This is a genomic window from Halocella sp. SP3-1, from assembly GCF_003953885.1.
GTDB lineage: Bacteria > Bacillota > Halanaerobiia > Halanaerobiales > DTU029 > Iocasia > Iocasia fonsfrigidae.
Map to the genome: position 1 here is coordinate 2,161,796 of NZ_CP032760.1, position 14,187 is coordinate 2,175,982.

The window sequence follows — 14,187 nt, forward strand, 5'->3', positions numbered from 1 at the left end:
AAGAAAGATGATTAACTTGATATAAATTTAGATTAGTGATTAATAAGAGAGATATATAAGCCTCCTACATAGGGGGTTTTTTATTGTTTTATGTCTAGTTTCGTCGAAGTTGAAGGAATTATAAATATCATGATGAAGTAGATAGTAAAAAAGACTTAGTGAGGGGTGAATTCCTACTACATGGTTATTGTTTAATGAATAATCAGAAATAGTCAGTTAATATGAAATTCTAATTAATCCTGATAGAGATTTGGAGCCTACATAACTTTTAGCCTTTCATATATTTGCTATCTTTGTATCTAATAAAGGTAACTCGATGGTTTGATATTATTGATTAACTATATAATAACCTATATTTTACTTTTGCGCAATGCGCCTAAGAAAAAAATATAGTTACTTAGACGCAATACGTGAAGTCTATTGTTATACGAAATAGGGACAAAAGGAGGTTTTGTAATGGAGTATAATTGTGACTGTCATATTTGTAAAAATAATAGAGACTTTGAGATGCCTAATGATATAATTGATGCGACTTTAAATAATAAATTAGTTATATTTGCTGGTGCTGGAGTTAGCACAGAAACAAAAACTGTTTTTCCTTATTCACTTTATGAAGATATATGCTATGAACTAGATATTGACATAGAAAATAACCTTAGTTTTTCTAAATTGATGAGTTTATTTTGTGAGAAAAATAGCAGGAAAGATTTATTGATAAAAATTAAGAAGAGAATTGATTATGTTTTTTCTTTTCCACAATTATATAATTTCTCATCAAGGTTCCATCGAGAATTATCTCATATTCATTATATAGAAGATATTTTTACTACTAATTGGGATGATTTATTTGAACGAGAATGTGGCGCAATTCCTATAGTTACAAGTGAGGATTTTGCTTTTTGGGATTTGCCAGAAAGAAAAGTATTTAAAATACATGGTTCTATAAATAATATTGGAACGATAGTAGTTACTGAAAAAGATTATAAAAAATGTTTAAATAACTTAAGTAATAATTTAATAGGAAATTATTTAAGAATGGCTTTAGCTACTAAGACTATAATATTTATTGGATATTCATTTGGAGATGAAGATTTTAATCACATTTATGAACTATTAAGTAAAGAATTAGGCGAAATATTACCTCAAGCTTATTTAGTGACATTAGATGAGAATGCTGAAAATAAAATGCAAGATAAAAATATAAAACCAATAATTACTGATGGAACTTATTTTATACATAAGCTAAAAAATATATTAATAAAGGAAGGGTATTTACTTAATGATAAGCAATTTGCAAAAATCCCATATTTAAAAAATTTTATTGAAGATATTCATGGAGATCTCGCCAAGGAGTATAATGCTATAGAATTTCCTAATATTATATACACACTTTCTTATCAAGATGGTTTAATACATGCTTTAGAAAGAATAGAGAACAGGAAAAAAACGGGGGAATATTCGAATTCCTGTAAGGTAAGACAAATAATAAAATCATATGATGAAATACAAAAAGAAAAAATGGAAAATGAACTTTATAGTGATGTAGCATATATAGAGGGGTACATAAATGGTTTGTTATTGTTATTTATGGAAGAAGAAGATATTGAAGTTCCTTTATTCTTTCTATATGGATATGAAAAGGAAGACGGTGAACCAATTAGTTATGATGAATATATTGAAATATTAGAAAGCAAAGAAATATATGATCAAGAAACATATAAATATGCAGAACAAATAGTTAAAAATAAAATTAATGATAATCCAGAAATGGTTATACATCATACACCATTTTTATAAAAATCGTCCCTACTTCGTATAACATAGGATTTACAGTTCCGCTATGCTGCACCCAAATTTATGAACCTAAGATAAGAGCTATCTAAGGTTCATAAACTTCGTAAATCCTAGGAACGTTAAGCGACAGTGCGACCAGTCCCCGCCATAACAGGGACTAAGCTATATCCTAGGCTGTCTAAGTCAACAAAAAAAGTTGACCTTTGGACTACCTATTCTATTTGAGGTAACCCTACTTATGGGTGCATTACTGGTAACGGTTTTGTGCTGAGCCATAAGGACAATGTGAACTATCCGCTAGCCTTAAAGTAGGTGATTGCTAGGGTAAATATACTGCTAAGGTTAAATTAATTGAATTACTGCAAGCTTCGTAAAACGTGAATAGTGAAATTAGGCTGAAACACTATGACCAAAAGGTGTGAGATGGGGTCAAGTAAGTTTTCGTGTTGCTTGACAAATAGACCAATGTCTCCGGAGTAAAGGTAGAACCTAAGGTAGTATGAATTGGCTAAGATATAGAACTGGGTAACCCCAATATGTTCCTGAGAAAATGATATCTCAGGTAGGTCAATAGATTTATGATACAATATATAGTGGGTATGGGAAATAGGAAGAAGCGAAGGTCATCTTGTAATGAGGTGAATAGGGGTTCAAAATTTGCCTTACTCTGAAAGGAGGCAGACGTCCTATGGGTCATTCAAGGCAGGAAAGGTGAGAAACTTTATGAATATGGCAAGCCAAATAACTCATTAGAGTGGGCGACCATAGACCAAAACAAGTGACAATTCCAATGGAAATAATTTTCCTGAAGATTGTCAATGTAGAGGGTTAATAAACTTCGAATCCGAATCGCCAAAGCAATAATGAAAGAATTAATCAAGTAATTATTGTTTGCTAGTCGCCAGGACTAGTTTTGAAGGGCTTGAGCCGTATGAGTTGAAAGGCTCATGTACGGTTCTTATGGGGGAAGGGAGCCGCAAGGCTCCTGACCTACCAGACTAGCGGAATAAACCACAGCTGAGTGATAAATTATAGGTTATCTAGCCTAAAATAATAATTTAAATTATTAAAGGATAGAATTAACATTTAAAGCTAATACGGAGACAAAATCAAAATAAGAGGTTGTCCCTAGAATGGTATAATTATTTTAAAAATAGATTGTAATATTGTAAAATTAAGGTATTATTTAATTGATTGTGATTTAATTTTACAATGGTATTTTTCAGTTTGCTGAGAATTATTTTGATTTTGAGGTAAGGACGATAAAATGTTGATTCTTTGATTTATATTCTAATGATAAACTTGGTATTAAAAGGAAATCAAGGAAAGAGCAATATTAGGAAAGTGATATTATCATTAGAGGACTTGCCGAACTTAAGAGCAGTTTGTTAAGGACTTCTAAAACTTATATTAGTAAAAAAAAGGTAGAGTATATTTATTGCTGTGAGGCGTTTTAGAAGTCCTTACTTTGAAAAAATAAATATGAAGAGAGATTAGGATAAAAGTAAATTCAATCCAGATGGTTTTATTTTTTCAAAGAGGTGGATATGGAAATTCGGACAAGTCAAGAATTTGAATAATTATGGTTTAACAGGTAATAGAAGATTTAATGTTACTTAGAGATTCCGCTACGATCGCTTAACATGATGTTCACGTGACGGCTAAAAACCAGCCTACCCTCCGGGAAATAGCCTTTGTCATGTCTTTTGCAATTGCTGATAAAGCAAGGATGAGCAAAAGCCCTGCCAATCCCTGAGTGTACACTGAGGGGAATATTTTAAATTCAAACTTGGGTTATATTTTTGTTTATTGAGATATTACAGGGTAGATAACTATTTTTTGTGCGGGTGGAATTTAAAATATTCTTGAAATGTCCAGGAACGACTACTTCGTGAACACCTGTTACGTTATACGCCATTATTTACAAATCTATCACTTAACAAGGAGGATATATAATATGAATGTTAAATCTTTAGAAGAATATGTAAGTGCTATTGAAATAATTTCTAATAATCAAAACAAAATATTTTATAGAGGACAAGCTTCTAGTAAGAAATATAATTTGCTACCTAGCTTTTTAAGAGTAGATGAAAATGGCAAAAGAAAATATCATAGAGAGTGTGAAATCCAATTTTTAAATAAATTTAAATCAAGGGCCACACCTTATTTAAATAATATACCTAAAAATAATTGGGAATGGCTTTTTTTAATGCAACATTATAGAACTCCTACAAGACTTTTAGACTGGACAGAAAGCCCACTTATATCTTTATATTTTGCTTTAGCAGATACAAGTTTTAAATATGATGAGAATGACAATCCAGTTGTATGGTGTTTAAATGCTTTAAAATTAAATAAAAATGTAAAAGAGTTACCTCCTTACTTGGATGATATACCTAATGTTAATTCTGATGAAATTTGGATGAATTCTATTGAAAAAAATTATGGAATAGGTAAATATACTTATGATAAATATCCCATTGCAATTTATGGTCCATTTAATAATGATAGAATAAATGCACAAAAAGGTGTTTTTACCTTATTTAGTAATAGTAGTATTTGTATAGAAGACTTGAAAGGATCAGATGATTTATTGGATAAAATTATAATAGATAAAGAATCTATCAATAAAATAAGGTTGCAGTTATTTAATTTTGGAATAACAAATACAATAATTTATCCTGAATTAGAATCTATATCTGAGGATATTAAATTAGAATATTTTATTAAAAAGAAAGGGGAATGGGTTAAATGAGAAATGAAGATTTATTAGAGTCTGGAGAAAATAGATTAAAAGAATGGGAAGTAAAATCAAATGTAAATGAACTAAATTTGATGAGTATTTGTGATGAAATAGAAAAGGGTTATAATGAAGAAGGTGGAATAAATTTAAGACCTTATTATCAAAGAGATTATAAGTTTACTAGACATGAAGAAAGTTTATTAATTGAGTCTTTATTAGCTGGAATACCCGTTCCTACTATATATTTAGCTTCAGATACTACAAAGATACCTCATATAAGTAATGTTATTGACGGTCATCACAGACTTAAAGCAGTGTATAGATTTTTGAATGATAAGTTTTCATTAACGGGATTGAAAAAATATTATTTTTTAAATGGTCAGAAATTTAAAGATTTAAATCCTACTATTCAAAATAAATTAAAATTCCAAGTAAGTTTAACTTTACAATATATACATATGCAAAATAATCCCGAATTAGAAATAGAGATATTTACTAGATATAATAAAGGTACTAATCAACTAACTTCCCAAGAAATTAGGAATGTTATATTTTATAGTGCGTTTCATAGATGGTTAGAGAAAATTATTGATGAATTTAAAAAAGATGAAGTATTAAGTGAAGTATATAATATTACATCTTCCCGTTATAAAGATAAAAAAATACATCAATCATTTTATGTTATGTTTTCTATAGTAGAAGATGGAATAAATGAAGATTTTTATGCCTCTACTGAATATAGAGATGATTTTATGAAAAAAATGAAAGAAATAGATAATAATGAAGAAACCAGTAAAAAATATATAGAAAAATATAAATCCTTTATTAAAAAATTAAATATATTTCTTAAAGAAGTATTTTATAATCATGATATTATTAATCCTTTTTCTAAAGAAGTATATCATGATGTATCAGTTAGAAATCATAAATTCCAAACTAGTATAATGATGATAATGATGCCTGTTTATGACTATCTTTTAAATACAATTGATGTAAACTTTACGAAAGAAGTGAATGCTAATAAGATTAGGGATTGTATTAAAGAGGGTTTTTTAGAAAGTGGTTTTGAAGATATTACAAGTTCTACAACACATCCTGACAGAATAAATAGTGTTTCTAATAAGATATTAAAACTAATTAAAGAAATTACTTTTGCATAAATGGTAAATAACGGCGTATAACAGCAAGGTTTACGGTTCCACTTCTGGCGTCGTTCCACGCAAATTTAAGTGCCTAACATAAGAGCTATGTAAGGCACTGGTATTTTAAATACATTAATTACTGTTCTATAGTATTAGAAGAAATATATCTTTAAAAATAATCCCTATGTGTTAGCTACATTAGGTGAATAATCAAGTGAAGAGACGTATGCCTAAATAGGGCAAGTACGGTTCTGTGAGGAATTGGGGTTTTGTATAAACTACGTTTACTTGATCGGCGAAATGTCTAGCGTAAATAATGAGAAGGAAGGAAAATTTGATGAAAATTGATCCAGCATTAACACTGAAAAAAGATTTTGATCAGGGAAAAAACGTAAGTATAAAAAAAGTAAAAAAGATATTAAATGAATCTGAGCTGATAAATAAACTTTTGGCTGAACCAAAACAAAAACCAAGAACTTTTGTTGGTCTTAGAGCATATGAGTGGCGTTTATTAGAGCTTTCAGAAATTCCCTATACATATACATTAAACAAAGTAAAAAGATGGCTGAATATGCTTATAGAAAAATCTTATATCAAAGAAGGTTTCTCTCTAACTGGAGATAAAGATGGTCTGCTTTCCTGTCATAACTCAATGATTACCAGTATACTTATGAAGATGAATTATGATGATAAAGATTTGATAGATGCAGGAATAAGCTGGATAATAAAATATCAAAGCACTAGTAGAGGAGAAGAATGTAGATGGACAGGAAAGAATCTATTTACAAAATACGGTGGTTGTATGAAGAAAACACCTTGTTTTTATGGTGTAGTAAAATCTATGATTACACTTACTGAGTATAAAAAGAGATTCGATGTTTCTAAAGAAGTTCAAAATAAATTAAATCAAGGATTGGAATATATACTTGATCATAAAGTGTATAAAAAGCTTTCTACAGGAGAGCCAATAGAATCATCAATTATAAAGAACTTTTATCCATATACATATAGATCAAATATTATAGAAATTCTATCATTACTTAAAGCAAACGACTTACTTGATGATGAAAGGTGTAATGATGCTATGGATGTTTTACGGCAGAAACGAAGAGATGATGGATTTTGGCAGGCCGATATATCTTATATGAAAACAGCTTGGGTGGATTTTGATACCCCCCAAAAACCTGGTCAGTGGATTAGTTATGTTATTAAAGATATTTTAAATGAATAATATTGATAAGATTTCTTTAATTTGGGGGCCGTAAATGACGGCACTTTACCTAACAAATCAGGAGTATTTCCGCAATTGCAAGTAAAAGCCCAAATAAATTCTTAAAAAATTTCATTTGAGCTTGAAAATATGATTAATTAAAAATATGCAATTGAGGAAATACCTTGTTGAACGAATACTAACGAAAAAAGCCATGATGATTATAATTTCATCATGGCTTTTCTTTTACTATTTTAATTATCCGAATGAGCTTTTTTATTTCCCTGGGGTTAAGGCTTTTTGTTTCCTGGAGTAATTGCAGTAAATCTTTCCGGTCTGCTAAACAGGATAGCAAATTCTCCAGTTCAGAATTATTCTCTGTTAGATTTCTGAGTTTGTTTAGCAAATGATTTTGCTCTTTCCCAAAAAGCAGGTATTCTAAAGAAACATCAAATTCTTCCGCTAATATTTTTGCTTTATTTATATCAGGTATGTTAACATCATTTTCATATAGTGAAATTGCAGACTCAACTACATTTAGTTTTTCTCCTAGTTCTTTTTGTTTAAGACCTTTTTCTTTTCTGAGTTTACGTATTCGTTTTCCTAGTGTCATATTTTTAACCCCTTTACGATAAAGTCTATATAATTGACCAAAAACATTATTTTAAATAATTTTTCTTTAAAATATACTTGACAACTTTACAACGAATAATGTATACTTTAATAAAGTTCGGTTTAAATGAACTTGCTAAACAATAGTAAATAGGAATATATATTAGCAAAACATCTAGTTTAATAGTGAAAAAGAGATAAATAATATAAGAAGGTATATTTAACTTTTAAGTTTTTTAAAGACTCAGTTAAATACTTATATTACATCTAAACATATATATTTTTTTAATCACAGTATTTATTCAACACTATACCTATGCAAGTATCTTTATTTATCTCTTAGTAACTTATTTTAATTAGAAAGGGGGTATTAGATATAAAAACAGAGAACAGTCCTCAGCTGTTCTAGTAAATGATTTTCATTTAATAATTATACCATATGGACATGTTTTTGTAAATTTGTGGTAGAGGTGTTTGGGGTGGAGTATGGTTCCCGGGAGGGGTTGCTGTGCAGAAAGAGAAGAAGCGGCAGGGAGTTTTACCAGAATATCAACCGGGAGATAAAATCTACAAGTTATTCAATCACGAGATAGTAATAATAAGGGGAAGAGATGAGGAATTTATTATTAGAATTGCCAGATTGGAAAAAGAATAGCTAAGTTTGACCTGGGGCCCTGGGCCGGGAAATTTATTTCCTGGTCCATTTTTTTATGTTTAAAATGTGAAAAGATATCTTAAAAGGAGGAGTAATTTGAAAATGATTAAGAAAGAAAGATTTTTTGTCTTATTTGTGTTGCTTATGGTTCTGACTTTTAGTTTTTCAACTGTTCTATTCGCTGAGGAGTATAATATTGCTGTTATTGTCAAGGCTACTGATTCTGGTTTTTGGCAGGATCTATTTACTGGTGCAGAAGCAGCCGATAAAAAAATGGATAATGTAAAAATTACTAAACATGGGCCGACCTCAGAAGCTGATATTGCAGAGCAGGTTTCTATTTTAGAAAATGTTATTTCAAGAAGACCTGATGCAATTGTAATTGCTTCCACCAGTTCTGATGCTACAGTACCTTCTTTAGAGCGGGCCTATGATCTGGGTATCAAAATTATTACAATTGATAATAAAGTAAATACTGATAAAATTAATTCCCATCTTGCAACTGATAATATTAAAGGAGGAAAACTAGCAGCGGAAATGTTTGTAAAATTAGTCAAAGAACATGGTAATTCTATTGACTCTGGTAAGGTAGGTATAATTAGTTCTATGGCTGGTGTACAGGTTCTGGCTGATCGTGATAAAGGATTTATCACAGGATTGAAAGAATATGCCCCTAATTTAGAATTACTGGAAACACGTTATGTTAATAACCGTATTGCTGAGGCTTTATCAACAGCAGAAGATATTCTTACAAGTAATGCTGAAGCATTAGTTGGTTTCTTTGCTGATAATAATCATACTGGTATAGGGACTGCCAGGGCGATTGAGGAAAGAAAATTAACAGATAAATTACCTGTGGTAGCTTTTGATGCAGATGATGATGAAAAAAGGGCCCTTCAAAATGGTTCTATTGATTGTTTAATAGTTCAGGATCCATTTGGTATGGGCTATAAAGGGGTTCAATTTGCAGTAGATGCGATTGAAGGAAAAGAGCTTCCTAAATATGTGGATACAGGTGTGGTAGCTGTGACAAAAGATAATTTTGATGACGAAGAGATTTATTACTTGTTAAATCCCCAAAAACGTGCTGAAGCTGTTTTAGCTGAGTAAAATAACAAAGTTGCCCCCATGATATAAAATGGGGGTGATACTACTAATAAAAAAAAGGAGAAGAGATTATGAAACTAACAAAAAAAGAAGTTGCCAAAACAATTGATCATACTTGTTTAAATCCTGCTGGGAGAATTGCAGATATTCAAAAATTATGTGAAGAGGCTGTTAAATATGGTTTTGCTTCTGTAGCAATTGGACCTGATTTTGTAAAATATGCCAGCAAAAAGCTGGAAGGAACAGATGTAAAAGTTGATGTCGCTGTTGGCTTTCCACTTGGGTATAATACAACTGCTACCAAGGTGTTTGAAACAAAAGAAGCAATAGCTAATGGAGCAACAGAAGTTGATATGGTAGCTAATTTAGTTGCTGTTAAGGATAAAAGATGGGATAAAGTAAAAGATGATATTAATCAGCTTGCTGATGTCTGTGGAGATATTACATTGAAAGTTATTTTTGAAACCTGTTATTTAAAAAAGGATGAAATAATTAAGCTGGCAGAAATATGCTTAGAGATTGAAGGAGTGGATTATATAAAAACCTCTACTGGTTTTGGCCCTGAGGGAGCTACTATGGAAAATGTGAAATTAATGAAGGAAATAGTAGGCAATAAAAAGATGGTTAAAGCAGCAGGAGGAATAAAGACACTTGATGATTATAAAAGTATGATAAATGCTGGTGCCTCAAGGATAGGGAGTAGTTCTGGTCTGAAAATATTGGCTGAGATTGATAATAATATAGTTTGAATTGTTGTATGGAAGGAGGAAGTTTAATTGGCACAGGAAGTATATGCACTGGAAATGCAGAAGATAGTAAAATCTTTTCCTGGAGTAAGAGCCCTGGATGGGGTAGATTTCAGGATGAAAAAAGGAGAAATACATGGATTAATTGGAGAAAATGGAGCAGGGAAATCAACTCTTCTTAAGATTTTGATGGGGGTTTATCAAAAAGATGCTGTTAGTGGTGATATATTAGTAAATGGTAAGAAAGTTAAGATTAATAATCCTATCATGGCAGAGGAATATGGGTTATCAGCAGTTTATCAGCATTTAATGCTTGCCCCTCAGTTATCTGTAGCGGAGAATATTTTCCTGGGACAGCAACCTGGCAAATATGGTGTTCTTGATTGGAACAAAATGTACCAAGAAACAGGAAAAATATTAAATTCTTTAAAATTAAATAATATTAACCCCCAAGATAGGCTGGGTGATCTGACCAATGTTCAGCAGGAAATGGTGGCCATAGCAAAGGCCCTTTCTCATCAAGCAAATATAATGATTTTTGATGAACCTACAGCCTTATTAGCAGAAAAAGAGACAGAAGAATTACACAGAACAATGGAAGATTTAAAGAAAAAAGGGGTTTCCATTATATATGTTAATCACCGTCTTGATGAAGTTTTTGAGGTTTGTGACCGGGTAACTGTTCTTCGTGATGGGCAATATGTGGGCACCAGGGAGATAGAAAAGGTTACTGAAGATGACCTAATAGCCATGATGGTTGGTCGTGAACTTGGTGATTTATACTATAAGGAAGATATTGAACGAGGTGAAAAAATCCTCGAAGTTAAAAACTTGAATAGTGGTCAGCAGGTAAAAAATGTTTCTTTTGAACTTTATAGAGGAGAGGTTTTGGGTTTCTTCGGTTTGATAGGTGCCGGGCGAACAGAGCTTCTTAGAACTATTTTTGGAGCAAATAAAGTTGATTCTGGAGAGATTATGGTTAATGGGAAAAAAATAAATATTAAACAACCTATTGATTCAATAGATTCTGGAATTGGTTTAATACCTGAAGATAGGCAGAGACAGGGCCTGGCACTTCCGTTAAGTGTAAAGGATAACTGTAGTCTTATTAGTTCTAAGTATTCAAGTAAAGCTGGTATTTTAGATATCAATTTTGAAAGAGAACAAAGCAAGAGGAATATTAGGGAGTTAAATATTAAAACCCCTTCCATAAGGCAGAAAGTTAAATACTTGAGTGGAGGTAATCAACAAAAAGTTGTCATTGCCAAATGGTTGAATATAGATGCCTCTATCTTATTTTTTGATGAATCAACAGTTGGTATTGATATAGGGGCTAAAAAAGAAATATATAAATTGATGGCTGAATTGTTAAAGAGAGGTAAAGCAATTGTATTTATTTCCTCTTATTTACCGGAGTTACTTGGTGTTTGTGATAGAATAGCTGTTATTTCTGAAGGTGAGATAACAGGGATTTTAGATAGGCAAGAAGCAAGTGAAGAAAAACTACTTCAGTTAGCTACATTATAAGAATGATAAAGGAAGGTGTCTTAAGTGGGAAATGAGATAGTTCAAGAAAATAAAATAATCAATTATTTAAAAATAAATGTTTCTAAAGCGACATTGTTTTTAGTTTTATTTGTAATGTGGGGGGTTTTGTCTATTTTAAGTCCTTACTTCCTCACTTATAATAATATTTTTAACCTGGTAAGACAGACCTCTGTAATCGCTGTTGTTGCTACGGGGATGTCATTTGTTATTATTTCAGGTGGTATTGATCTTTCGGTTGGTTCTATTGTTGGGGTAAGTAGTATAATTATAAGTTTATTGATGGTAAACGGTGTACCTGTCTTTGGGGCTATGATTATAACGCTTTTAATAGCGATAGTATTAGGGGCAATAACAGGTATATTTATCTATGAAGGTAAGGTGCCACCATTTATAGCCAGTCTTGGTATGATGAGTATGGCCAGAGGTCTTGCTCTGCTTTTGAGTGGGGGTCAGATTATTACTGGACTACCTGGAAGTTTTATTAGTTTCGCGCAAGTGACTGTGCTGGGACTGCCGATGCTTTTTGTTGTTTTAATCATTGTTGTTGGGATTTCATTTTTTGTATTATCAAGAACCCGTTTTGGCCGGAATGTATATACCATCGGAAGTAGTGATGAGGTGGCTCGCCTTTCCGGTGTTAATATGCGCATCAATTATTATGCAATCTATATGTTAAATGCATTTTTATCTGCAGTTGCTGGTATAATGCTTACTTCCCGCCTTTCATCTGGTATTCCTACTTCAGGTAATATGTATGAATTAGATGCCATAGCTTCTGTAGTAATTGGAGGAGCCAGTCTTAATGGTGCAGAAGGTTCTGTATTTGGGACAGTAATTGGCGCGTTAATTATGACAACCCTCCGCAATGGTGGAAACTTACTGGGGGTTGATCCATTCTGGTTGAGAATAGCTACTGGTCTTTTAATTGTTCTGGCAGTGTTATTTGATCAGGTACGTAAAAAACAATAGTCAGGAATCTAAATACAGGAACGCAAAAATCATATTACTGTAGAGAAGAATTTGAAGAAAGCAGTAATGAAAATTAAAGAGGGGGGTTTGGCAAATGGGAGAATATATTTTAGCTCATGATCTTGGTACAAGCGGAAATAAGGCAACTTTATATAACAGTGCAGGAAAGCTTGTTAGTAATCATTTGTCTGAGTATGAAACTTTTTATCCAGATGTAAACTGGGCTGAACAGAATCCTGATGACTGGTGGAAAGCAGTATGTAAGTCAACAAAAAAATTGATTTTCGAAAGTGGAATAAAAAAAGAAGAAATTGCGGTGATAAGTTTTAGTGCTCAGATGATGGGTTGCCTGCCTTTAGATAAAAATGGGGCTCCTTTATGCCGTTCTATTATTTGGGCAGACCAGAGAAGTGTCAAGCAGGCAGGAAAGTTAAGAGATAATGTCGGCGCAGAAAAGGTATATAAGATAACAGGCCATAGAGTTAGTCCAGCTTATTCTGTAGAAAAAATAATGTGGATGATGGATAATCAGCCAGAGATTTACGAAAAAACATATAAATTTGTTCATGCTAAAGATTATATAGTCAATAAGCTGACTGGTGAATTTGTAACTGATTATTCTGATGCCTCGGGAATGAATCTCTATGATATTAATAAAAAACGCTGGTCAGCTGAAATTATTTCTGCCATCGGTCTGGATAGCGATAAATTACCGGCAGTAAGATCTTCATTTGATGTGATAGGAAAAGTTAGCAAGGATATTGCCGAAGAAGTTGGCCTTAAAGCCGGCACACCAGTGGTGCTGGGCTCAGGAGATGGAGCAGCAGCTGGAGTAGGAGCTGCAGTTGTCAGAGAGGGAAATGCATATAATTACCTTGGTTCTTCATCCTGGATAGCGCTTGCCACTGAAAAACCAATTCTGGATCCAGAACAGCAGACTTTCAACTGGATCCACATGGATCCTAAGATGTATATGCCCTGTGGAACGATGCAGACAGCTGGTGCCTCATATAACTGGTTAAAAAATACTTTATGTCAGCTAGAACAGCAGGCAGCTCAAGATTTAGATTTGAGTGTTTATGAATTAATGAATTTATCTGTAGAAGGTGCGAAAGCTGGGGCAAATAATCTTTTATATCTACCCTATCTAATGGGAGAAAGAAGTCCTCACTGGAATTCAAAGGCAAAGGGGGCTTTGGTGGGTCTTACTTTAAGACATACTAGAAAAGATATAATTAGAGCTGTCTTAGAAGGTGTTACTTTTAACCTAAAAATAATCAGCGAAATATTTGAAAATGAAATAGATTTTTCAAAAATCAGGGTTATTGGTGGAGGTGCCAAAGGTAGAACCTGGCGCAAAATAATGGCCGATATCTATAATAAAGAAGTGTTAATGCCTAAAATTTTAGAAGAAGCTACTTCTCTGGGGGCAGCAATAGCAGGGGGAGTTGGGGTTGGTATTTTTTCTGGAGTGGAAGTTGCTGAAGAATTAAATCCTATTATTGAAAAAGAAACACCAGAGCAAAAAAAGGTTAAAAAATATCAAAAGCTTTATCCTGTTTTTAAAGATGCTTATTCTTCTCTGACAGGTGTCTATAATAGTCTATCAGAGATTGATTAAATTTTAAACTAATTAATATAAATTCTATATGTAGATAAAT

General features: G+C 32.1%; 11 protein-coding genes. 10 read left to right on the plus strand and 1 reads right to left on the minus strand.

Annotation, left to right across the window (positions count from 1 at the left end):
* Nucleotides 1-456: 456 nt before the first annotated feature.
* The 4 genes from D7D81_RS10270 (at nt 457) to D7D81_RS10285 (ending at nt 6,910) form a co-directional block, all read left to right on the plus strand.
* Nucleotides 457-1,797: an SIR2 family protein gene (locus tag D7D81_RS10270; RefSeq protein ID WP_125989710.1), complete on the plus strand. Its 1,341-nt coding sequence runs from the start codon at nt 457-459 to the stop codon at nt 1,795-1,797.
* Nucleotides 1,798-3,751: 1,954 nt separating this feature from the next.
* Complete coding sequence (locus tag D7D81_RS10275) at nt 3,752-4,549, plus strand: FRG domain-containing protein (protein ID WP_164522211.1); 798 nt, start codon at nt 3,752-3,754, stop codon at nt 4,547-4,549.
* Nucleotides 4,546-5,697 (plus strand): DUF262 domain-containing protein, encoded by a 1,152-nt coding sequence (locus D7D81_RS10280; RefSeq protein ID WP_125989714.1) that lies wholly within the window; start codon nt 4,546-4,548, stop codon nt 5,695-5,697. Before D7D81_RS10275 ends, D7D81_RS10280 begins: the two co-directional genes overlap by 4 nt.
* A 319-nt stretch (nt 5,698-6,016) precedes the next feature.
* Entirely contained in the window at nt 6,017-6,910 is an 894-nt protein-coding gene (locus D7D81_RS10285) for a hypothetical protein (RefSeq protein ID WP_125989715.1), read from the plus strand.
* A 211-nt stretch (nt 6,911-7,121) separates the two neighbouring features.
* Here the strand turns inward: D7D81_RS10285 and D7D81_RS10290 are convergent, their stop codons facing one another.
* Complete coding sequence (locus D7D81_RS10290) at nt 7,122-7,502, minus strand: helix-turn-helix domain-containing protein (protein WP_125989717.1); 381 nt, start codon at nt 7,500-7,502, stop codon at nt 7,122-7,124.
* A gap of 507 nt (nt 7,503-8,009) precedes the next feature.
* On the opposite strand from D7D81_RS10290, the gene D7D81_RS19530 reads away from it, so the two are divergent.
* The 6 genes from D7D81_RS19530 to xylB all read left to right on the plus strand — a co-directional run bounded on the left by D7D81_RS19530 (nt 8,010) and on the right by xylB (nt 14,147).
* Entirely contained in the window at nt 8,010-8,156 is a 147-nt protein-coding gene (locus D7D81_RS19530; RefSeq protein WP_164522212.1) for a hypothetical protein, read from the plus strand.
* A gap of 102 nt (nt 8,157-8,258) precedes the next feature.
* On the plus strand, nt 8,259-9,266 hold the full coding sequence (locus D7D81_RS10295; protein WP_286170398.1) for an ABC transporter substrate-binding protein: 1,008 nt from the start codon (nt 8,259-8,261) through the stop codon (nt 9,264-9,266).
* A gap of 68 nt (nt 9,267-9,334) precedes the next feature.
* The gene (deoC, locus tag D7D81_RS10300; RefSeq protein WP_125989719.1) at nt 9,335-10,012 is read left to right on the plus strand and encodes a deoxyribose-phosphate aldolase; all 678 of its coding nucleotides are present in this window, start codon (nt 9,335-9,337) and stop codon (nt 10,010-10,012) included.
* A 27-nt stretch (nt 10,013-10,039) separates the two neighbouring features.
* Complete coding sequence (locus tag D7D81_RS10305; RefSeq protein WP_205739174.1) at nt 10,040-11,536, plus strand: sugar ABC transporter ATP-binding protein; 1,497 nt, start codon at nt 10,040-10,042, stop codon at nt 11,534-11,536.
* Nucleotides 11,537-11,560: 24 nt separating this feature from the next.
* On the plus strand, nt 11,561-12,526 hold the full coding sequence (locus D7D81_RS10310) for an ABC transporter permease (RefSeq protein ID WP_205739175.1): 966 nt from the start codon (nt 11,561-11,563) through the stop codon (nt 12,524-12,526).
* Nucleotides 12,527-12,620: 94 nt separating this feature from the next.
* A complete protein-coding gene (gene xylB / locus D7D81_RS10315; protein ID WP_125989721.1) occupies nt 12,621-14,147 on the plus strand; it encodes a xylulokinase in 1,527 nt (508 codons plus the stop codon).
* Nucleotides 14,148-14,187 lie beyond the last annotated feature (40 nt).

What these genes read in the sequence shown, in the direction of transcription:
- D7D81_RS10270 (WP_125989710.1), top strand. Translation starts at nt 457, where the DNA reads ATGGAGTATAATTGTGACTGTCATATTTGTAAAAATAATAGAGACTTT.
- D7D81_RS10275 (WP_164522211.1), top strand. Translation starts at nt 3,752, where the DNA reads ATGAATGTTAAATCTTTAGAAGAATATGTAAGTGCTATTGAAATAATT.
- D7D81_RS10280 (WP_125989714.1), top strand. Translation starts at nt 4,546, where the DNA reads ATGAGAAATGAAGATTTATTAGAGTCTGGAGAAAATAGATTAAAAGAA.
- D7D81_RS10285 (WP_125989715.1), top strand. Translation starts at nt 6,017, where the DNA reads ATGAAAATTGATCCAGCATTAACACTGAAAAAAGATTTTGATCAGGGA.
- D7D81_RS10290 (WP_125989717.1), bottom strand. Translation starts at nt 7,502, where the DNA reads ATGACACTAGGAAAACGAATACGTAAACTCAGAAAAGAAAAAGGTCTT.
- D7D81_RS10295 (WP_286170398.1), top strand. Translation starts at nt 8,259, where the DNA reads ATGATTAAGAAAGAAAGATTTTTTGTCTTATTTGTGTTGCTTATGGTT.
- deoC (WP_125989719.1), top strand. Translation starts at nt 9,335, where the DNA reads ATGAAACTAACAAAAAAAGAAGTTGCCAAAACAATTGATCATACTTGT.
- xylB (WP_125989721.1), top strand. Translation starts at nt 12,621, where the DNA reads ATGGGAGAATATATTTTAGCTCATGATCTTGGTACAAGCGGAAATAAG.